The sequence below is a fragment of the Streptomyces sp. NPDC007084 genome, assembly GCF_040703595.1.
Classification (GTDB): Bacteria; Actinomycetota; Actinomycetes; order Streptomycetales; family Streptomycetaceae; genus Streptomyces.
In genome coordinates this window covers 16,390-36,348 of record NZ_JBEYFY010000006.1, presented here as the reverse complement: position 1 = coordinate 36,348, position 19,959 = coordinate 16,390, and the positions used below count along the sequence as shown (strand labels likewise).

The following is a 19,959-nucleotide window of genomic DNA, read 5'->3' as shown; positions in this document are numbered from 1 at the left end:
CGTCGTCCCGTGAGCCGCCGCACGAGGTGCCGTCGTCCCGTGAGCCGCCGCACGAGGTGCCGTCGTCACGTAGGCCGCACGAGGCCCCGCCGTCCCGCCCCCGCGAGGACCCGCGCCGCCGGACCCGCTCCGAAGAACCCCCTCCCCATCCGCCCCGCAAGCGCCGGCACCACCCGCCCCGCCCCGGAGAACCCCCTCCCCATCCGCCCCGCAAGCGCCGGCACCACCCGCCCCGCCCCGGAGAACCCCCTCCCCCGCCCGCCCGCGACGCCCATCGCCGTCCGCCCAACCCCCGTAGCACCCCCTCCCCCGCCCAGCAGCCGCACCTCACCTCCCACCTCCCCGGAGACTCCGATGCGCACGCAGCCCTCCGACCGTCCCGAGCCCCAGCCCCAGCCCCAGCCCCAGCCCCAGCCCGAGCCCGAGTCCGCCGCGACCCGGACCCTTGCCGCGCCGCCCGCTCTCACCCCGCTGCTGCTGCGCGGCGCGCTGCTCTCCCCGTTCAAGCGGGCCCGACCCGACGCCCCCGTCCCGGGCACCCGGCTCGTGCTGTCCGGTGTGCGCGTCGACCTCGGCCGGCTCGCCGCCTACGAGCGGGTGTGCGGGTTCGCGACCGGGCCGGACGTCCTGCCGGTCACCTATCCGCACGTGCTCGGCTTCCCGCTCGCGATGCGTCTCATGGCCGGGCGGGACTTCCCGCTGCCGCTGCTCGGGCTGGTGCACACCTCGATCGGGATCACCCAGTACGGGGAACCGGCCGCGACCGCCGAGTACGAACTCGCGGTACGGGTCGAGGGACTTGCACCGCACCGGCGGGGCACCGAGGCGACGGTACTGACCGAGGCGCGGGCCGACGGCGGGCTCGTATGGGAGTCGCGGAGCACCTATCTGGCCCGGCACCGGGCGCGCACGGGGACTCCGGGAAGCCCGGGGGCGGCGGCCGGCTCGCGGGAGGAGGGGGCGGGAGCCGTGCCGGACCGGGGGCCCGCCGGCCTGCCCGCGCTCGCCGACTGGCGGCTCGCCGGGGACGTCGGCCGCCGCTACGGGGCCGTCTCCGGCGACCGCAACCCGATCCATCTGCACCCGCTGACGGCCCGCCTGTTCGGCTTCCCGCGCGCCATCGCCCACGGCATGTGGACCGTCGCCCGCTGCCTCGCCGAGTACGGCCCGCAGCGCGCGGTGGCGGTGCGGGCCGATTTCCGGGCGCCGGTGCTGCTGCCGGGGACGGTGACGTACGCCGCCCGGGGCCTCGACTTCGAGCTGCGCACCGGCGACCGCGTCCACGTCTCCGGCGACGTACGCCCGCTGCCCCGCGCGCCGCAGGACACCAGGGACGCGAGCGGTGAGCCGGACCCGGCGGCGCCGACCGGGTGACAGGGCGGGCCGTACGGCGGTGACACTCCCCGGCCAGCACGCGCGGCCGTCAGACTGCCCGGGCGCCCGACGCGACCCCTCGCCGACCCCGGAGCCCGTCATGCCCCAGCCCTCGAACGGACCGGCCGACGCCGCCGCCTACCCGGCCGTGTGCGGCCACACCCACCTGTTCCCCGGCGCCCGCTGCCGCATCCAGGGGCTTCCCGACCCCGGAGCCTTCGCCGCCGGCCCGGCGCCGGCCGACCTGGCGCTGCGCTTCTCCGACGACGTGGTCACCGAGGCCGAGCTGCGCACCGCCGGTCCGGCGGGCCCGGTCCTCGCCGTCCCGGCCTACACGACCGGCGCCGGCACGCTCATCGACGCCCGCGCCTGGCGGATCAAGGAGTTCACCCCCGCCGGTGACGAGGTCGAGCTGACCATCGGCGGCCACCACACCCCGGCCTGAGCGGACCCAGGAGAACCGGCATCCGGCACCGGCCCACGCCCTCCCCAGGACCGGCACATCCCGGGCCGGCAGTTCCACGACCGGCACCCCCACGGCCGGCTCCCCCAGGACCAGCACCTCCCGGACCAGCACCTCCCGGACCGGCACCTCCCGGACCTGCTCCTCCACAACCAGCACCCCCACGGCCGGCACCTCCCGGACCTCCTCCCCCACGACCGGCTCCGCCAGGACTACCCGACCGTCCGCGGCGGCACCCACGGCCGGTCGGTCATCAGGTCGCCGAGGCCCGCCCACGCGAAGTTCATCAGCGTGGTGGCGGCCTCCCGCGCCGAGACGCCCGGGGTGACGTTCGCCCATGCCGCGAGCGACTCCGCCGCGCCGACCAGCGCCTCCGCCAGCCCGGCGACCTCCCGCTCGGGCAGCGACGGGTCGCGGTGCGCCTCCCGGGCCGCGTCGGCGATCAACTCCGTGACGAACCGGACCAGTTCCTCGCGCAGCGCCGCCACCTCGGCGGCGAAGGGCTCGCCGTGCGTACGGGCCTGGAGGTGCAGCACCGCCCAGCCGTCCGGGTTCTCGGCGGTGTGCGTGAAGAACGCCCCGAGGCCTTCCCAGAGTTGCCGGTCGGCGGGCAGCCCCTGCCGGACCCCGGCGCGCACGGCGGCGGCGAGCGCCTTGGCCTCACGCCGGATGCACGCGGTGAACAGGTCTTCCTTGGAGTTCAGGTACAGATACACCAACGGCTTGGACACGCCCGCCAGTTCGGCGATCTCGTCCATCGAGGCGGCCCGGTAGCCGCGCTGCCCGAAGGTCCGTACGGCCGCGTCCAGCATCTGCTGTTCGCGTACCGCGCGCGGCATCCGCTTGCTCTTCACAGCACCCATGCGGGCAAGCGTACGATCCGCCGCGCACCCGGCCGGGCACGCGGCGATGCCGGGCGGGCGGCGGGGCGGGGGTCAGGAAGTCTGGGTGCCGGCCCCGTGGGAGGACTCGTCCACGGCCGCGTCCTCCTGGCTGCGGTTGCGCTCCAGGTTGGCGCGGGCTCGGTCCACGCGGGCGACGACCTGGGCCGAGGCACGGTCGCGCTCGCCGCGCAGGACGACGAAACTGATCGGCGCGGAGATCACCAGGGCGAGCAGAACGACCCACATGTAGTTGGAGTCGCCGAGGCCGCGCGGGGCGATGCCCGAGTAGACGAGGCCCCAGACGACCACGAGGCAGCCCGCGAAGATACCGAGGCGCATCAGTGTGTAGCGGAACATCTCAATCCACTCTTCCGTTCCGAACGTTCCCAAAGAACACCGTCCAGTGAAGCACGCCAGGACGTCGATCTTGCAGGGGGGCCTCGGTCCGGGCCCCGGCGCACGGCCGGGGCCGCCGCCCACGCGCCCCGGCCGGGCTCAGTCGCGCAGGCCGAGGGAGAGCAGCATGGTGATGTCGTCGCGGTCCTCGCCGGGCGCCACCCGGATCGCGCCGGGCACCCGGCCGACCTCCTTGTAGCCGCAGGAGGCGTAGAACCGCTCCAGGCCCTCGCCGCCCCGGCAGGTGAGCCGGATCGCCTCGACGCCGTCGAGCGAACCTGCGGCCTCCTCAGCGGCGGCGAGCAGGTCACGGCCGTAGCCCCTGCCCTGGTACCGGGGGTGGACCATCACGGTGTAGAGCCACACCCAGTGCCTCATCAGCCGGTGGGTGTTGTGGGTGAGGAAGGCGGTCGCTGCGACCTCGTCGGCCGCGTCCCGGCCGACCAGCAGCCGGGTGCGGCCCTCGGCCATGGCGACGAGGTGCTTCACGAGTTCCGGGCGGACGTCCCCGGCGGTCACCGGCGGCACGAAGCCGACGGAGCCGCCCGCGTTCGAGACGTCCGCCCAGAGGGCGACCACCCCGTCCCGCAGGGCGGGGGTGACCGCCGGGTCCAGTTCGAAGCGCAGCGTCACGTCAGACCCGCATGGGCTGCGGCGACTCGCGGCGCTCCGGGTCCGGGCCGTCGTACTCACGGATGATCTCGTAGCGGGTGTTCCGCTCGACGGGCCGGAAACCGGCGTCGCGGATCAGGTCGAGAAGGTCCTCGCGGGTCAGCTTGTTCGGCGTCCCGTAGTTGTCCGCGTCATGCGTGATCTTGTACTCGACGACCGAGCCGTCCATGTCGTCCGCGCCGTGCTGAAGGGCGAGCTGGGCGGTCTGCACGCCGTGCATGACCCAGAAGACCTTCACGTGCGGGACGTTGTCGAACAGCAGCCGGGAGACCGCGAAGGTCTTCAGGGCCTCGGCGCCGGTCGCCATCTGGGTGCGCGCCTGGAGCCGGTTGCGGACCTTGCCGTCCTTCATGTCCACGAAGTCGTGCTGGTAGCGCAGCGGGATGAAGACCTGGAAACCGCCGGTCTCGTCCTGGAGTTCCCGCAGCCGCAGCACGTGGTCGACCCGGTGCCGGGGCTCCTCGATGTGCCCGTACAGCATCGTGCACGGGGTCTTGAGACCCTTCTCGTGCGCGAGCCGGTGGATGCGCGACCAGTCCTCCCAGTGGGTGCGGTGGTCCACGATGTGCTGACGGACCTCCCAGTCGAAGATCTCCGCGCCGCCGCCGGTCAGCGACTCCAGACCGGCGTCGATCAGCTCGTCGAGGATCTCCGAGGCGGACAGCCCCGAGATCGTCTCGAAGTGGTGGATCTCCGTGGCCGTGAAGGCCTTCAGGGAGACCTCCGGGAGGGCCTTCTTCAGCTCGCTCAGGGAGCGCGGGTAGTAGCGCCACGGCAGGTTCGGGTGCAGGCCGTTGACGATGTGCAGCTCGGTGAGGTTCTCGCCGCGCATCGCGGTGGCGAGCTTCACGGCCTCCTCGATGCGCATCGTGTACGCGTCCTTCTCGCCCGGCTTGCGCTGGAACGAGCAGTACGCGCAGGACGCGGTGCACACGTTCGTCATGTTCAGGTGACGGTTGACGTTGAAGTGGACGACGTCGCCGTTCTTCCTGGTGCGCACCTCGTGCGCGAGGCCGCCGAGCCAGGCCAGGTCGTCCGACTCGTAGAGCGCGATGCCGTCCTCACGGGTCAGCCGCTCACCGGCCCGGACCTTGTCCTCCAGCTCGCGCTTGAGCCCGACATCCATGCGTGTACCTCTCCCTGTGACGAACGCTGCCAACCGTACTCCCCCGCCTCCCGCGGGCCCGGCCCCGCCGGGGGCTTCGCGGACCGACCCGCGTCACTCCTCCTCGGGAAGCTCCCCGACCCGGTTCTCCCACTTCGTGGACAGCACGATCGTGGTACGGGTCCGGGAGACGCCCTTGGTGCCCGACAGCCGCCGGATGGTCTTCTCCAGCCCGTCGACGTCGCTGGAGCGCACCTTGAGCATGAACGAGTCGTCGCCCGCGATGAACCAGCAGTCCTCGATCTCCCCGAGGTCGCGCAGCCGGTGGGCGACGTCCTCGTGGTCGGCCGCGTCGGAGAGCGAGATGCCGATCAGCGCGGTGACGCCGAGGCCGAGCGAGGCCGAGTCGACCGTCGCGCGGTACCCGGTGATGACGCCGGCCGCCTCCAGCCGGTTGATGCGGTCGGTGACGCTGGGTCCCGACAGGCCGACGAGACGCCCCAGCTCCGCGTAGGAGGCCCGGCCGTTCTCTCTCAGGGCCTGGATGAGCTGCCTGTCCACCGCGTCCATGCGATCGAAGCCTTCCACTGAAAAGGTCTGAGGAAATGAGGAGGTCTGAGAGGTTCCGAAGGGTTCTGAAGGGTTCTGAAGGGGTTCCGAGAATCCGAGGATTCGAGGCCGAGATTCGAGGTCGAGGATTCGAAGTTCCGAGGTTCCTCGGAACGGTTCCGGCGAGGGGTCCGGTCCCGGGCGTCAGGTCCCGGGCGTCAGGTCGTGTCGCCCCGCGAGCCGCCGCCGAGTTCGCCCTCCCACCGGCGGTACAGGCCGTGGTCGACGCCCGCCGCGTCGAGGACCCGCCCGGCGACGAAGTCCACCAGGTCCTGGATGTGCGTGGCGCCCGCGTAGAACGCCGGGGAGGCCGGCACCACACTGGCGCCCGCGTCGTCGAGGGCGACCAGGTGCCGCAGGGTCTGCCCGTTCAGCGGGGTCTCCCGCACGGCGACCACCAGCGGGCGCCGCTCCTTGAGCGTGACGCTCGCGGCCCGCTGGAGCAGGTCCTTGGAGAGGCCGAGGGCCACCCCGGCCACACAGGCCGTGGACGCCGGCACGATCAGCATGCCCTTGACCGGGTACGAGCCCGACGAGGGCCCGGCCGCGAGGTCGCCGGCGCTCCAGTGCCGTACCGCGTCGAGGTGCTGCTCGAAGGCGGTGAAGGTGCCGGGCTTGCCGTCCGCGCCCCGCGCCAGCCACGCCCCGAGGTCGTCCCGCCAGTGCGCGTCACGGAACGGCAGACCCGTCTCGTCCAGCAGCGTGAGCCGCGAGGCCCGGCTGACGACCAGGTCGACGCTCTCCCCCGCTTCCAGCAGCGAACGCAGCACCGCCGCCGCGTACGGCGTGCCGGACGCCCCGGACACCCCCACGATCCAAGGCCGGCGCTGCGTCTGTCCTGGCTTCATGATGTCGAGCCTATCCGGCCACTGCCCGGATTCAGACCGTGAGGCCGCGCACCAGCAGATCCAGCAGGGCACACACGAACAGGGCGATGCCGATGAATCCGTTGACCTGGAAGAAGGCCCGGTTCAGCCGGGACAGGTCGTGCGGCTTCACGATGGAGTGCTCGTAGAGAAACGCCGCCGCGACGATGACCAGGCCCAGCCAGAAGAACGCGCCCGCTCCGGTGGCCAGCGCGTACCAGACGAACAGGCCCGTCGTCACCGCGTGGCAGACGCGCGCGCCGCGGATCGCGGCCGGGATGCCGAACCGCGCCGGCACCGACATCACGCCGATCTCCCGGTCGGTCTCGACGTCCTGGCAGGCGTAGATCAGGTCGAAGCCGCCGATCCACACGCCGACCGCGAGGCCGAGGATCACGGCGTCCCAGGACCAGCTTCCGGTGACGGCGATCCAGGCGCCGATCGGGCCCATGGCCTGGGCGAGACCGAGGATGACCTGCGGGAAGTTCGTGAACCGCTTGCCGTAGGGGTAGACGACCATCGGGATGACCGCGATGGGTGCGAGCGCCAGGCAGAGCGGGTTGAGCAGGGCGGCGGCGCCGAGGAAGAAGACGAGGGCGACGAACGCGCCCGTCCAGGCGTGTTTGACGCTCATCGCGCCGGTGACCAGTTCACGGTGGGCCGTGCGCGGGTTGCGGGCGTCGATCTCGCGGTCGATGATCCGGTTCGCGGCCATCGCGAAGGTGCGCAGGCCGACCATCGCCACGGTGACCAGGAGCAGCCGCCCCCAGTGGATGTTCTCGTCCCACTCGAACATCGCGGTCAGCGCGGCGATGTAGGCGAAGGGCAGGGCGAACACCGAGTGCTCGATCATGACGAGCCGCAGGAACGCCTTGGTGCGTCCCGGCTGCGGGATCGCCGCGGAAGCCGAACTCACAGCCCGTACTCCGGTTCGCCCCCGCGGTGGCGGGGGAAGTCCGCCTCCGCGCCGCCGCACACCATCATGAAGGTGCCTGTCACAGTCCGTATTCCTTCCACCGCTTGGTCACCCGTTCCGCCGTTTCCGGGTCGGACAGCACCATCTCGGGCCAGCCGCCGTCCCGGGTGTAGCCCTCCTCGGGCCACTTCCTCGTCGCGTCGATACCCGCCTTGCCGCCCCAGAACTGCTGGTAGGAGGCGTGGTCTAGGTGGTCGACCGGCCCCTCCACGACGGTGAGGTCGCGCCCGTAGTCCGTGTTGCCGAGCGCGCGCCAGGCGACCTCGTGCAGGTCGTGGACGTCACAGTCGGCGTCGACGACCACGATGAGTTTCGTCAGGGACATCATGTGTGCCCCCCAGACGGCGTGCATCACCTTCTGGGCGTGCTTCGGGTACTTCTTGTCGATCGAGACGATCGCGCAGTTGTGGAAACCGCCCGCCTCCGGCAGGTGGTAGTCCACGATGTCCGGCACGATGATCTTGAGCAGCGGCAGGAAGAAACGCTCCGTCGCCCGGCCGAGCGGACCGTCCTCCGTCGGGGGCCGGCCCACCACGATCGACTGGAGCAGCGGGCGCCTGCGCGTCGTCACGCAGTCGATGGTCAGCGCCGGGAACGGCTCCTGCGGGGTGTAGAACCCGGTGTGGTCGCCGAAGGGGCCCTCGGGCAGCATCTCGCCCGGCTCCAGCCAGCCTTCGAGGACCACCTCGGCGTTCGCCGGGACCTGGAGCGGCACGGTCTTGCAGTCGACCATCTCGATCCGCTTGCCCTGGACGAACCCGGCGAACAGGTACTCGTCGATGTCGCCGGGCAGCGGCGCGGTGGAGGCGTAGGTCACGGCGGGCGGGCAGCCGAAGGCGATCGCGACGGGCAGCTTCTCGCCGCGCCTGGCCGCCACCTGGTAGTGGTTGCGGCTGTCCTTGTGGATCTGCCAGTGCATGCCGATGGTGCGCTTGTCGTGCCGCTGGAGCCGGTACAGACCGAGGTTGCGGATACCGGACTCGGGGTCCTTGGTGTGGGTGAGGCCCAGGTTGAAGAAGGAGCCGCCGTCGTCGGGCCAGGTGAACAGCGCGGGCAGCGTGTCGAGGTCGACGTCGTCACCGCGCAGCACGACCTCCTGCACCGGCGCGTCCTTGACCTTCTTCGGCGGTACGTGCGCCATCGCGCCGAGCTTGCCGAAGGCCTCCCGCATCCCGATGAAGCCCTGCGGCAGCTCGGGCCGCAGCAGTCCGCCGATCTTGTCGGAGATGTCGGCGTACGACTTCAGGCCGAGGGCCTTGAGCAGGCGGCGGTCGGTGCCGAAGACGTTCATCGCGAGCGGCATCGCCGAGCCGCGCACGTTCTCGAAGAGGAGCGCGGGCCCGCCCGCCTTCTGCACCCGGTCGACGATCTCCCCGACCTCCAGGTACGGATCCACCTCGGCCTTGATGCGCTTGAGGTCTCCCTCGCGCTCCAGCGCCCTGAGCAGGGAGCGAAGATCGTCGTAAGCCATGGGTCCCAGTATCGGCCACCCGCTAACCTGTGCCCGTCACCGGGGCCCCGTGCCGCCCCGCCACCGCACACTGGGGGACCGTTCCGCCATGCTCAGGTATCTGCCGTTTCTGCTGGTGCTGGCGCTGTGGATCTACGCCTTCATCGACTGCCTGAACACCCCGGAGGAGGAGGTCAAGGGCCTCCCCAAGGTGGTGTGGGTGATCATCATCCTGCTCTTCGGCGAGGTGCTGGTCGGCCCGGTCGCCTGGCTGGTCGCGGGCCGCAACCGCCGGATCGCGCAGGGCGCCGCTCCGGCCGGAGGGCAGCGGGCGCGGTTCGTCGCGCCGGACGACAATCCCGAGTTCCTGAAGTCCCTCAAGGCGGAGAAGGCCGAGAAGGGCGAGAAGGGCGAGGCCGGGGGCCGTACGGACGAGACGCTCCTGAAGGACTGGGAGGCCGACCTGCGCCGCCGCGAGGAGGAACTGAAGAGGCGCGAGGAGCGGAGCGGGTCCGACGAGGAGTCGTAGATCCGGAGGGGAGTCCTGGAGCCGGGCGGGGAGCCGTGGAGCCGGGCGGGGAGCCGTCGACCCGGGCGGGGAGCCGTCGACCCGGGCGGGGCCGGCGAAGAGGCGTGAGAGTTGGGTCATGGAACTGCGTCTGCTGGTGACCTTCGAGAAGGTCGCGACCGTACTGAGTTTCACCCGGGCCGCGGCCGAGCTGGCATACGCGCAGTCCAGTGTGACCAGCCAGATCCGCGCCCTTGAGTCCTCGCTCGGCACCGAGCTGTTCGACCGGCTGGGCTCGCGGATCCGGCTGACCGAGGCGGGCGAGCGGCTGCTGCCCTACGCCCGGCAGATCATCGAGCTGACCGAGGAGGCGCGGGCCGCCGTCGTCGGCGCCGGGGAGCCGTCCGGCACGCTCACCGTCGGCACGATGGAGTCGCTCACCTCCTACCGGCTGCTGCCGCTCCTCGAACTCTTCCACCACCGCCACCCCGGGGTCCGGCTCTCGCTGCGCACGACCATCGGCGACGAGACCCGCCGGGCGCTGCGGGAGGGCTTGTACGACGTCGGCTTCCTGATGGAGGAGGAGACCGAGCACCCCGGTCTCGAGGTCGCGGTGCTCGCGGTGGAGCCGCTGGCCCTGGTCGCCGCCCCCGGCCATCGGCTCACCGGCGCGGACCTCACCACGGCCGACCTGGCCGCCGAGTCGCTGCTCGCCACCGAACCGGGCTGCGCCTACCGGGACTTGTTCGAACGCGCCCTCAACTCCTGCCTGCCGCAAAGCGGTTCCATCGTCTTCACCGAGTTCGGCACGATCGAGGCGACCAAGCAGGCCGCGGCGGCCGGCCTCGGGATCGCGCTGCTTCCCGAGGTGACGGTCGCGGCCGAGCTGAAGCGGGGCTCCCTCCAACGACTGGGCTGGGAGCCGCCGTTCACGCTTCGCACGCAGTTGGCGTGGCGGGCCGGGAAGCGGCTTCCGGCGCATGCGCGGCTGTTCGTGGAGCGGGCGCGGCAGCTGGTGTCCGAGGAGTCCGGCCGGTCCGGGGCAGCGTGACCTTCAGGCTTGCCGTCACGATCAGCGGGACGCCGAGGGCCTGGACGAGCCCGATGTGGTGGCCGTAGACCGCCCAGTCCATGAGCATCGCGACGGCCGGGTAGACGAAGGCGAGCACGGCGATCTTCGCGGTGGGGAGCTTGGCGTACGCCGCGTACATGAGGACGTACATCAGCCCGGTGTGGATCACCCCGAGCCCGGCCGGCCAGAGCCAGTCCGCGCCGGTCCCGCGCATCGCGCCGAGGTCGGCGAACGGCAGCAGCAGCGGGATGCCGACGAGGACCTGGACGAGCGCGATCAGGTGCGGCCGTACGCCGGTGATCCGCTTGGTGACCAGGGTGGCGAGCCCGTAGAGCAGCGCGGCGAGGAGCGCCTGGCCGACGCCGGTGAGGTAGGCGCCGCCGTGCGCGAGGTCGGCCGGGGAGATGCCCGAGACGAGGACCAGACCGGCGAAGGCGAGGCCGATCCAGCCGGCCTTGGCGGCGGTGACCCGCTCCCGGAAGAGCAGGGCGCCCAGCAGCACCACGTAGAAGGGCTGCGTGTGGTAGACGACGGTCGCCACGGAGATCGAGGTGTTCTCGTACGACTGGAAGAGCAGCACCCAGTTGAGGACGATGAACACCCCGCCGAGCGCGGCGAGTCCGAGGGTGCGCGGGGTGAGGCCGTGGCCGCGGAAGTAGCCGCGGGCCAGGATGTAGCCGCCGAGGGCGAGGGCGCCGAACACGACCCGGAAGAACACGACGTTCAGCGGCGAGGCCCCGGACTCGACGACGAAGACACCGAGGGTGCCGGAGAGCGCCATGGCGGCGGTGAGCTGCGCGGCACCCTTGTTCTCGGCGGCGCCGACGGAGGTGGTGGAGGTCATGCCCCGACGGTAGGAGCGGGGGCGGGGCGGGGCCACGGGCTGCTGGGGCGTTCTGCCGATGGGGGTATCGGCGGGGCCGATACGGGGGCCAGGGGGCGGGGGGCGGGGGTCGGGGGTCGGGCGCCGATACGGGCGCCGGGGACCGGGGGGCCGGGGGCCGGGGGGCGGATACGGGCGCCGGGGACCGGGGGTCGGGCGAGTACCGGTGATCCGGTTCCGGCCGGGATGTCAGTGGTGCGGTCTACGCTCCGCGGCCATGACCACACGACTGCCCGCCACCCGTGCCTCGTACGACACCGTCGCCGCCGACTACGCCGCGTTGTTCAGCGGGGATGTCGCCCAGCCGCTGGAGACCGCGCTGCTCGCCGAGTTCGCCCAGCGGGTGCGGGCCGGCGGGGGCGGCCCGGTCGGGGATCTCGGGTGCGGCCCCGGGCGGATGACCATCCATCTGAAGAAGCTCGGGCTCGACGCGTTCGGGATCGACCTGTCGCCCGGGATGATCGAGGTCGCCCGGGCCGCGTACCCCCAACTGGGGTTCTCGGTGGGCACCATGGCGGACCTCGACCTCGCCGACGGACGGCTCGCGGGCGCCCTCGTCTGGTATTCCACCGTGCACACCCCGGCCGACGAACTGGCCCCGCTGTTCGCGGAGTTCCGCCGCGTCCTCGCGCCCGGCGGACATCTGCTCATCGGCTTCAAGGCGGGCGACGAACCGGTCCGGCGGCTGGAGCACGCGTACGGCCACGAGGTGGACATGGACGTGTACAGCTTCCGGCCCGACCGCGTCGCGGAACTCCTCACGGAGGCGGGGCTCATCGAGGCGGTACGCCTGGTCCGCGAGGCCGAGATGACGCCGTACGGCCTGGAACGGACAGCGCAGGGCTTCATCCTGGCCCGGCGTCCGGAGGAGCCGTGAGCCGGGCATCCTCATCCCTTCGGCGCGCCCCCGTAGACCATCGGCCGACGCGGGGGCGGGCCGCCGGTTTCCAGACTGAGGGAGGACGAAGCAGACGGGCGCGGAGCCGGGAGGCACGGGATGCAGGGGACACCGGAGATGCGGGGAACACCGGGGATCAGCCGGGCACGGTTTCTGGGGCTGGCCGGGGCCGTCGGGGGCGCGGCGGCGCTGCCCCTCGGGGCGGCGGGACGGGCCGGGGCCGCGCCGGCGGACCGGGCACCCGCAGCGGCACCCACCGAGCGGGCTCCGGGGCGGCCCGGCCGGGGTGGGCTCACGCACCGCGGGGTGGTGTACGAGGTCGGGGACGGGGAAACCCCGGCGACGGGGTGGAACCGGCGGGCCATGCGGACGGACCTGCGCGCCGTCGCCCGCGACCTGCACGCCGACTCCGTCAAGGTGACCGGTGACGGCGTCGAACGGCTCACCGCGACCGCGACGGAGGCGGCGGAGCGCGGGCTGAACGTCTGGCTCGAACCGACCCTCGGTGACGTGCCGGAACGGGACATCCTGGGCCATCTCGCGGAGACCGGCCGTGCCGCCGAGCGGCTGCGCCGGCAGGGCGCCGGGGTACATCTGAGCGTCGGCTGCGAGTTCGTGCTGTACGTCCCCGGCATCGTGCCCGGCGCGAACATCCAGGAGCGGGTGGAGAACCTGCTCAAGGGGAACTTCGACCCCGTCGTCATGGCGCGCCGGCTGCGCCGGTTCACCGCGAAGGCGGCGCGGACGGCCCGCTCCGTGTTCCGGGGGCCGCTGACGTACGCCGCCGCGCAGGACGAGGACGTCGACTGGGACCTCTTCGACCTCGTGGGCATCGACTACTACGCGTACTTCCGGCGCCCCTCGGACTATCTCCGCGACCTCGCCCAGTACCGGCGGTTCGGGAAGCCGGTCGCCGTCATGGAGTTCGGCTGCTGCACGTTCCGGGGTGCTCCGGAGCAGGGCGGCATGGGCTGGGACGTCGTCGACTACACGAAGGACCCGCCGGAGATCAAGGCCGGCCTCGTCCGCAGCGAGCGCGCGCAGGCCGCGTATCTGACGGACGTGCTGGCCGCGTTCGAGGCGGCGGGACTGTACGCGGCAATGGCGTACACCTTCGTCACCCGGGACGCCCCGCACCGCCGCCACGACCCGCGCCACGACCTGGACATGGCGAGCTACAGCATCGTGAAGACGATCGAGAAACACCCCGGCGACCCGGCCGCCGGCGTCCACTGGGAGCCGAAGGATGCCTTCCACGCCCTGTCCCGCCAGTACGCCCGCCACCACCACAACCAACGGGCCGCCTCCTCCGTCCCGCTCCCCCGTCACACCCCGGCGGAGGGCCCTTCCGCCACGACGGCCTACGCGGGGTTGCAGTAGTGGTGGGAGCAGGTGCAGCGACGCACCAGCAGAATCCCGCCCCCGTGAGGAAGGGGCACGTCCTTGGTCTGACGGCACTCTCCGTGGAGGTCCCGGTATTCCGGATGCTGCGCGAGCGCGCATTCGGCCGACATGGTCGACGTGTCCGGAGCGGGCATCACAACACCCGGCCACTGCTGGCCGAGTTCAGCGCGCGGGTACGGTCCCGCATGGCTTTCCGGCGTTCCTCATCGGTCGCCCGGCGGATGTGAGCGGGGTCGGCGTCCCACTCGCGTCCGCCCGTCACCGGCCTGAGCTGCACGCCCGGACCGACGTGGCCCATGACGTAGCCGAGTTTGTTCGTCTCGGTATCGACGACCAGCGTGCCCTCCGACTCGTTCATCGCGTACCGCCTCTCGCCGAATCGCGTTCTTTCGTCGCCATGAACGGGACGCTAGAAGCCGGGAGTTGACTGACGGTACGCTGTTTTCTCGTATTTGCTCGCCGACCGCCCGCGATTGCTGACGTTTTCTCACAGGCCCCGCTCGACCCCGTGGAACCGGGGCGGGAGCCCGGCCATGCTGAGGGATCAAGACCCCCGGAAGGGAGAGCGTCCATGGCTCGTCAGCTCCGCTTCACCGGCACGGACAGCAAGGTCGACGGCTGCCCCGCCCTGCACACGGACGAGGACACCGGAGAGATCATCGTTCAAGGCGCACCTGTCACCGACCCGGAAGACCTCGCGCAGCTACGGCACTTCGGGGCGGGCGAGGCAGCGGTGGCCGTGCCCCGCGAACTGCTCGTGAACTGGGGACCGAAGGAGTTGGAGCGAGTGCCCGAGATCGTCGACCGGGCCGCCCTCCGCCGTCTGTTCGAGACCTTCCAGCACACCGCCTGGCGACTGGAGACGCGACGCGGTTACGCGTCAGACCGTGAGGACCCCGACTTTCAGGAGTTCTTGGCCACCGGCTCCGCGCCCTGCGACCCCAACGAGTCGTGGTTCGTGAACATCAAGGCTCAGACCGAGGCCGGCAAGCGCGTGGGCCGGGTGCGGGTCGCCGACCGCCCGATGACCGACGAGCAGCGGTTCCTGCTCGACTACGCCCGGCACAACGCGGCGGTCGGCGAGGACATCCGCTATCTGTGGCGCGAGGACGCGGACGGCCTGCCCGCCGAGGATTTCTGGATCTTCGACTCGCGCCTGATCGCCCTGCTGCACTTCGATGACGCCGACGACATCACGGGCGTCGAGTTGATCACCGAACCGGCCGCGGTCCTGCGGTACGCCACGGTGCGTGACGCGGCGATGCACCACGCCGTGCCGTTCGACCAGTTCGCCCCGGCTGAATGACGCGTGACCGGTGAGCACCGACTACCAGCAAGCCAGGGTGGCCCTGGGGGCGCGACTACGCGAACTCCGGTTCACCTGCCCAGGTGGTCGGCTCACCGGTCGGCAGCTTGCCCAGCGGCTTGGCTGGCCAGGCTCCAAGGTCAGCAAGCTGGAGAACGGCAGGCAGACGGCGACGCCCGAGGACCTGAGGGCGTGGGCCGACGCGACCGACCAGCCGGACGTGTACCCCGAACTCGCCGGCCGGCTGGCGGGGTTCGAATCGCACATCAGATCATGGCGTCGAGCGCTTGCGAACGGCTTCAAGCCGCTGCACGAGAGCCTGACAGCGGAGATCGACCGCACCTCGGACATCTGGATCTGGGAAGAGTCGGTGATCCCTGGCCTGTTGCAGACCTCCGAGTACGCGCGCCACGTCATCGGCCGATACGCCGAACTGCTGGGTGTCACCAGCGACATCGAGACCGCCGTACGCTCCCGGGTGCGGCGGCAGGAGTGGCTGTACCGGCCCGGCCGCAAGGTGCACGTGCTGATGTGGGAAGCCGCGTTGCGGTCGCTGATTTCTCCGCCCTCGGTGCTGGCCGCCCAGCTCGACCGCCTTGAAGGGGTGCTCGGTATGGACACCGTGGAGCTCGGCGTCATACCGTTCACGGCCTCCGTCAAGATCGTGCCCGCCAACGGCTTCTGGGTCCTCGACGACCGCCTGGTGGTCGCCGAGGACTGGCACGCCGAACTGTGGCTGGACGACGCGGACAACGTCGCCTTGTACGCGAAGGTCTGGCGCACTCTCAACGAGTCGGCCGTGTACGGGGCCGCCGCCCACAATGTCATCAACGCGGCCCGCCGTGCCCTGAACCAGGGCTGACCTACTGGGGGAGCTTCGGCATCGGCCAGCTCACGCCGGTAACCACCGGCCGAAGGCCGGCGGCTTACGCCAGACGGGGCCCGCGCCCGTTGCCCCCGCCCCCCGTCCGCCCCACAGTGGACCCATGGAGCGTATCGATCAGGTGCAGGCCCGGGCGTGGCTCGCGGTTGCCGTGGCGGAGGCTCGGGGTGGGCTTGCGGAGGGTGGGATTCCGATCGGGGCGGCGTTGTACGGGGCGGACGGCACGCTGCTCGGGCGGGGACGCAACCGCAGGGTCCAGGACGGTGACCCCTCGACGCATGCCGAGACGGCCGCGTTCCGCGATGCCGGGCGGCAGCGGACGTATCGCGGGACGACCATGGTGACGACCCTCTCGCCGTGCTGGTACTGCAGCGGTCTGGTCCGGCAGTTCGGGATCTCCCGGGTCGTCATCGGGGAGGCGGCCACCTTCCACGGCGGCCACGACTGGCTCGCCGAGCACGGTGTGCGGGTCGTGCTGCTCGACGACCCCGAATGCACCGCCCTGATGCGCGACTTCGTCAAGAACCACCCCGACCTGTGGAACGAGGACATCGGTGAGTGACCCCACACCCCCGCCCCCGCCCCCGGACACGGCGCCCGTACCGAGCGCGGCTCACGACAGGGACACCACCCCCGACCCGGACACCGCCCCCACTCCGGGACCGGCCCCGAGTCCGGCCCCAAGTGCGACCCCGGGACCGGCCTCGGGTGCCGGCCCCCGTCCGCGTTCAGCCGCAGGACCGACCCCGGGTCCCGGCCCCCGTCCGCGTCCGCGTCCGACCCCGGGACCCACCCCAGGTCCCGCCCCGACCACCCCCCGCATCCCGACCGTCGACCTGCGCCCCTGGCTCGGCGGTGACCCGCAGGCCCGGGCCGAGGTCGCCCGGACCGTCGACCGGGCGCTGCGTACCGCCGGGTTCCTGCTCGTCACCGGGCACGGGGTGGACCCCGCCCTGCGGGCCCGGATCAGGGCGGCGGCCCGCGCCTTCTTCACGCTGCCCGCCGCGGCGAAGCGGCCCTACGCCACCGCGGTCGGCGGGCGCGGCTGGCTCGGTCCCGGTGCCGAGGCCAACGGGTACGCGGAGGGCACCGCGACCCCGCCGGACCTCAAGGAGTCGCTGACCTTCGCGACGCCGGAGCCGTTCGCGGACCCGGAGACGAACGCCGAGTGGTACGCGCCGAACGTCTGGCCCGCCGAGGTCCCCGGACTGCGGGCGCTGTGCGAGGAGTACCTCGCGCGGATGGGCGAGCTGGAGAACCACCTGCTGGAACTGCTCGGCGCGGCGCTCGGCCTGGAACCGGACTTCTTCACCCGGCACATGGACCACCCGACGTACGGCTTCAACATCAACTGGTATCCGGGGACGGATGTGGTCGGCGTGCCGGAGCCGGGCCAGTTCCGGATCGGCCCGCACACCGACTTCGGCACGGTCACCATCCTGGACCGGCAGGCCGGCAAGGGCGGGCTCCAGGTGTTCACCGACGAGGGCGGCTGGGAGGACGCGCCCTTCGACCCGGCGGCGTTCACCGTCAACATCGGTGATCTGATGGCCCGTTGGACCGGCGACCGGTGGCGTTCGGGGCGGCACCGGGTGCTGCCGCCGCCCGCCGACGCGCCCGCCGAGGAGCTGATCTCGCTGGTCTACTTCGGCGAGTGCACGCCGGGCACGCTGGTCGAGTCGGTGCCCGCGCCGGTGGGCCGGGTCGCGTACGAGCCCGTCGACTCGCACGTCTATCTGCGGGAGAAGCTCGATTCGATCACTGTCCGCTGACAGTCCGGCCGTTTCCGGAACCGAACGCTCACCAAGTGCCCTATCCCGAAGCAACACCCCCTGTGTGGCCGGTTGTTGATACACCTCACAGCAGCACATCGGACCGGACCGCGGACCAGGGGGAGATGCGGTGCACACAGGGCTGCACGGCACGGGGGCGCTGTTCGACACCGATCCGCCCGGACTCGCGCCACGGCTGATCGGGCTGCGCCCCCACGAGGCGTACGCCACACCGTACGAACACGCCGGCGTACCGCCCTTCGTGGTGTTCACCGGCGGCCGGGGACTCGGCAAGTCCGCCGTGCTGCGCGAACTGCGCGAGGCCTACCGGTGGCACACCCCGGTCGCCCTGGTCGACGGCGAGGACGGGCAGTTCGCGGCCCCGCCCGCCGAACGGCCCGCGGATTCCTGGTCCCCGGTCGGGCAGGCGCTCACCACGGCCGCCGAACAGCTCGCCGAGCCGGTGAAGGGCGCCGGCCGGATCGCGTTCCCGCGCCTGTCCTCCGGGCTCCTCGCGGTGGCGGCGGGCGGCTGGAGCGACCGGGACGTACCGCGCATCCGGCAGGAGGCGGAAAGGATCCTGCTGCTGAACGAGACCGACTCGTGGCTGTCGGGGTTCGCCGGACGGGCGATGGGCCGGGTGGTCGCCAAGCTCGTCGCCTCGATGAGCCGCACGGGACCCGTGGTCGAACCGATCATCGAGGCCACCCTCGAGGCGTTCGCGGAGGGCGTCGGCCCGGCCCACCGCCGGCTGCGCCGGGCCGCCACCTGGTACCGGGACTACCCGGACGCGGGCGGCAGCCCCAAACGCGCGCTGACCTTGCTCTCCCGCCACTTCCGCGCGGGCGGCGACTCGCGCCGGCACGCCGAGCGCCATCTCGTCCGGGCCCTGCTCGCCGACCTCGACGACGCCTACGCCGGGGTCGTGCAGCGCTCGCACCGGCGGGGCCGCCCGCTGCTGCTCATCGACAACGTCCAGGAACCGGCCGGGCTCGGCCTGCTCGAACCGGTGCTGCGCGACCGCGCCGACGGCATCGCCGACCAGGCCGTGTTCTTCGCCGCGCTCCGCGGCCACGCCCACCCCGCGCTGCGCAACGCGGGCCGCCTCGCCCTCCCCGACACCGCGCGCGAGACGGTCTGGCGGCCCGGCGTCTCACCGTCCTCGCGGGCCCTGCTCGTCGCACTGCCGCCGCAGGACCCGGCCACGTGAACGGCCGAACGACCCAACGGCCGAGCGACCCAACGACCCAACAACCGAACGGCCGAACGGCCCCGGTGACCTGGGTCACCGGGGCCGTTCCGTGGACGCCGGGGCGGGTCAGACGGGCGGGTCAGACGCCCGCGTAGGAGTGCTTGCCGCTGACGAAGATGTTGACGCCGTAGTAGTTGAACAGCCAGCAGCCGAAGGCGATCAGGGCGATGTAGGCGGCCTTGCGGCCCTTCCAGCCGGCCGTGGCCCGCGCGTGCAGATAGCAGGCGTACGCGACCCAGGTGATGAACGCCCAGGTCTCCTTGGGGTCCCAGCCCCAGTAGCGGCCCCAGGCGTCGCCCGCCCAGATCGCGCCCGCGATGATAGTGAACGTCCACAGCGGGAAGACGGCCGCGTTCACCCGGTAGGAGAACTTGTCCAGCGAGGACGAGGCGGGCAGCCGCTCCATGACGGAGGTGGCGAACCGGCCGGGCTGTCCGCCGCTCGCGAGCTTGTTCTCGTAGCTGTCCTTGAACAGGTAGAGCAGCGTGCCGACGGCGCCCACGTAGAAGACGGCGCCGCACAGGATCGCGGTCGACACGTGGATGTACAGCCAGTACGAGTGCAGCGCGGGCACGAGCTGGTCGCTCGCCGTGTACAGGACGGTGACCGCGAGACCGAGGTCGAGCAGGACCGTGGTGACCAGCGGGAGGCCGAGCCAGCGCACGTTCTTGCGCAGCGCGAGCAGCACCAGGAACACCGCGACGGCCACGGTGGAGAAGGTGATGTTGAACTCGTACATGTTGCCCCACGGCGCCCGCCGCACCGACAGGGCGCGGGCGACCACCCCGGCCGCCTCGACGGCCCAGGCGAGGACGGTGAGGGAGACGGCGATCCGGCCGTAGAGGTCGCCCTGCTCGTCGCCGCCGTGCGCGCCGGGACCGTCGGGCACGTCCCGCGCGCCGGCCGCGGAGCGGGTGACGACCTTGGGCCGGTCCAGGACGGCGGTGCCGCCCGCCGTCCGCGCGGTGACCGCGGGGCCGGCCGCCCGCTCGCCGCTCGCGGTGAGCGCGTTCGCGGTGCGGGCGACCTTGCTGCGGCTGCCGAAGAGCCACTCGGCGATGTACGCGAAGAACGCCAGCGTGTAGACGGCCATCGCGGAGTAGATCAGCGTGTTGCTGACGTTGGCGAGGTGTTCGTTGGTCGCGGTGGCCAGGTCGGTCACGGCGCCCAGGTCGTGGACGGTGGC

Annotated in this window: 21 protein-coding genes and 1 pseudogene; 11 read left to right on the top strand and 11 right to left on the bottom strand. The window is 72.1% G+C overall.

Features of this window, described 5'->3' with window-relative positions; genetic code table 11:
• The first annotated feature begins 354 nt into the window (after window positions 1–354).
• Together AB0912_RS07800 and AB0912_RS07795 are read left to right on the top strand one after the other, a co-directional pair.
• A complete protein-coding gene (locus tag AB0912_RS07800; protein ID WP_366697072.1) occupies window positions 355–1,374 on the top strand; it encodes a MaoC/PaaZ C-terminal domain-containing protein in 1,020 nt (339 codons plus the stop codon).
• 100 nt (window positions 1,375–1,474) lie between these two features.
• Entirely contained in the window at window positions 1,475–1,819 is a 345-nt protein-coding gene (locus tag AB0912_RS07795; RefSeq protein WP_366697071.1) for a hypothetical protein, read from the top strand.
• 230 nt (window positions 1,820–2,049) lie between these two features.
• Here AB0912_RS07795 and AB0912_RS07790 read toward each other — a convergent pair whose 3' ends face one another.
• The 8 genes from AB0912_RS07790 to AB0912_RS07755 form a co-directional block, all read right to left on the bottom strand.
• Entirely contained in the window at window positions 2,050–2,700 is a 651-nt protein-coding gene (locus tag AB0912_RS07790; RefSeq protein ID WP_366697070.1) for a TetR/AcrR family transcriptional regulator, read from the bottom strand.
• Window positions 2,701–2,772: 72 nt separating this feature from the next.
• Complete coding sequence (locus AB0912_RS07785; RefSeq protein WP_366697069.1) at window positions 2,773–3,078, bottom strand: DUF4229 domain-containing protein; 306 nt, start codon at window positions 3,076–3,078, stop codon at window positions 2,773–2,775.
• A 138-nt stretch (window positions 3,079–3,216) separates the two neighbouring features.
• Window positions 3,217–3,750, bottom strand: coding sequence for a GNAT family N-acetyltransferase (locus AB0912_RS07780; RefSeq protein ID WP_366697068.1), 534 nt, complete (start codon window positions 3,748–3,750; stop codon window positions 3,217–3,219).
• Window position 3,751: 1 nt separating this feature from the next.
• Window positions 3,752–4,915: an aminofutalosine synthase MqnE gene (mqnE, locus tag AB0912_RS07775; RefSeq protein WP_366697067.1), complete on the bottom strand. Its 1,164-nt coding sequence runs from the start codon at window positions 4,913–4,915 to the stop codon at window positions 3,752–3,754.
• Between the two features lie 93 nt (window positions 4,916–5,008).
• Window positions 5,009–5,464, bottom strand: a complete 456-nt coding sequence (locus AB0912_RS07770) for an Lrp/AsnC family transcriptional regulator (RefSeq protein ID WP_081218727.1) — start codon at window positions 5,462–5,464, stop codon at window positions 5,009–5,011.
• Window positions 5,465–5,661: 197 nt separating this feature from the next.
• Window positions 5,662–6,351 (bottom strand): UbiX family flavin prenyltransferase, encoded by a 690-nt coding sequence (locus AB0912_RS07765; RefSeq protein WP_366697066.1) that lies wholly within the window; start codon window positions 6,349–6,351, stop codon window positions 5,662–5,664.
• A gap of 31 nt (window positions 6,352–6,382) precedes the next feature.
• Window positions 6,383–7,285 carry a menaquinone biosynthesis prenyltransferase MqnP gene (gene mqnP / locus AB0912_RS07760; RefSeq protein WP_366697065.1) on the bottom strand — a complete coding sequence of 301 codons (903 nt, stop codon included), beginning with the start codon at window positions 7,283–7,285 and terminating at the stop codon, window positions 6,383–6,385.
• Window positions 7,286–7,364: 79 nt separating this feature from the next.
• Window positions 7,365–8,816, bottom strand: a complete 1,452-nt coding sequence (locus AB0912_RS07755) for a menaquinone biosynthesis decarboxylase (protein WP_366697064.1) — start codon at window positions 8,814–8,816, stop codon at window positions 7,365–7,367.
• A gap of 88 nt (window positions 8,817–8,904) precedes the next feature.
• Here AB0912_RS07755 and AB0912_RS07750 point away from each other — a divergent pair, with 88 nt between their 5' ends.
• Both AB0912_RS07750 and AB0912_RS07745 read left to right on the top strand, forming a co-directional pair.
• The gene (locus AB0912_RS07750; RefSeq protein ID WP_366697063.1) at window positions 8,905–9,324 is read left to right on the top strand and encodes a PLD nuclease N-terminal domain-containing protein; all 420 of its coding nucleotides are present in this window, start codon (window positions 8,905–8,907) and stop codon (window positions 9,322–9,324) included.
• 118 nt (window positions 9,325–9,442) lie between these two features.
• Window positions 9,443–10,336, top strand: a pseudogene (locus AB0912_RS07745) (LysR family transcriptional regulator); the annotation flags it as partial.
• Here AB0912_RS07745 and AB0912_RS07740 read toward each other — a convergent pair.
• A complete protein-coding gene (locus tag AB0912_RS07740) occupies window positions 10,233–11,219 on the bottom strand; it encodes a DMT family transporter (RefSeq protein ID WP_366697062.1) in 987 nt (328 codons plus the stop codon). The pseudogene AB0912_RS07745 and the gene AB0912_RS07740 overlap by 104 nt on opposite strands.
• 256 nt (window positions 11,220–11,475) lie before the next feature.
• Here AB0912_RS07740 and AB0912_RS07735 point away from each other — a divergent pair, with 256 nt between their 5' ends.
• A complete protein-coding gene (locus AB0912_RS07735) occupies window positions 11,476–12,135 on the top strand; it encodes a class I SAM-dependent methyltransferase (RefSeq protein WP_366697061.1) in 660 nt (219 codons plus the stop codon).
• A 138-nt stretch (window positions 12,136–12,273) separates the two neighbouring features.
• Complete coding sequence (locus tag AB0912_RS07730) at window positions 12,274–13,536, top strand: abortive phage infection protein (protein WP_366697214.1); 1,263 nt, start codon at window positions 12,274–12,276, stop codon at window positions 13,534–13,536.
• 157 nt (window positions 13,537–13,693) lie between these two features.
• Here AB0912_RS07730 and AB0912_RS07725 read toward each other — a convergent pair whose 3' ends face one another.
• On the bottom strand, window positions 13,694–13,918 hold the full coding sequence (locus AB0912_RS07725; RefSeq protein WP_366697060.1) for a hypothetical protein: 225 nt from the start codon (window positions 13,916–13,918) through the stop codon (window positions 13,694–13,696).
• A gap of 213 nt (window positions 13,919–14,131) precedes the next feature.
• Here AB0912_RS07725 and AB0912_RS07720 point away from each other — a divergent pair, with 213 nt between their 5' ends.
• The 5 genes from AB0912_RS07720 (at window position 14,132) to AB0912_RS07700 (ending at window position 18,731) form a co-directional block, all read left to right on the top strand.
• Window positions 14,132–14,866, top strand: a complete 735-nt coding sequence (locus AB0912_RS07720; RefSeq protein ID WP_366697059.1) for a DUF6879 family protein — start codon at window positions 14,132–14,134, stop codon at window positions 14,864–14,866.
• A gap of 10 nt (window positions 14,867–14,876) precedes the next feature.
• The gene (locus tag AB0912_RS07715) at window positions 14,877–15,728 is read left to right on the top strand and encodes a helix-turn-helix transcriptional regulator (RefSeq protein WP_366697058.1); all 852 of its coding nucleotides are present in this window, start codon (window positions 14,877–14,879) and stop codon (window positions 15,726–15,728) included.
• 124 nt (window positions 15,729–15,852) lie between these two features.
• Window positions 15,853–16,311: a nucleoside deaminase gene (locus AB0912_RS07710; RefSeq protein ID WP_366697057.1), complete on the top strand. Its 459-nt coding sequence runs from the start codon at window positions 15,853–15,855 to the stop codon at window positions 16,309–16,311.
• 259 nt (window positions 16,312–16,570) lie between these two features.
• Window positions 16,571–17,521: a 2-oxoglutarate and iron-dependent oxygenase domain-containing protein gene (locus AB0912_RS07705; protein ID WP_366697213.1), complete on the top strand. Its 951-nt coding sequence runs from the start codon at window positions 16,571–16,573 to the stop codon at window positions 17,519–17,521.
• A gap of 130 nt (window positions 17,522–17,651) precedes the next feature.
• Window positions 17,652–18,731, top strand: coding sequence for a hypothetical protein (locus tag AB0912_RS07700; RefSeq protein ID WP_366697056.1), 1,080 nt, complete (start codon window positions 17,652–17,654; stop codon window positions 18,729–18,731).
• Between the two features lie 121 nt (window positions 18,732–18,852).
• Here AB0912_RS07700 and ccsB read toward each other — a convergent pair whose 3' ends face one another.
• Window positions 18,853–19,935, bottom strand: coding sequence for a c-type cytochrome biogenesis protein CcsB (ccsB, locus tag AB0912_RS07695; protein ID WP_366697212.1), 1,083 nt, complete (start codon window positions 19,933–19,935; stop codon window positions 18,853–18,855).
• Window positions 19,936–19,959: the final 24 nt, after the last annotated feature.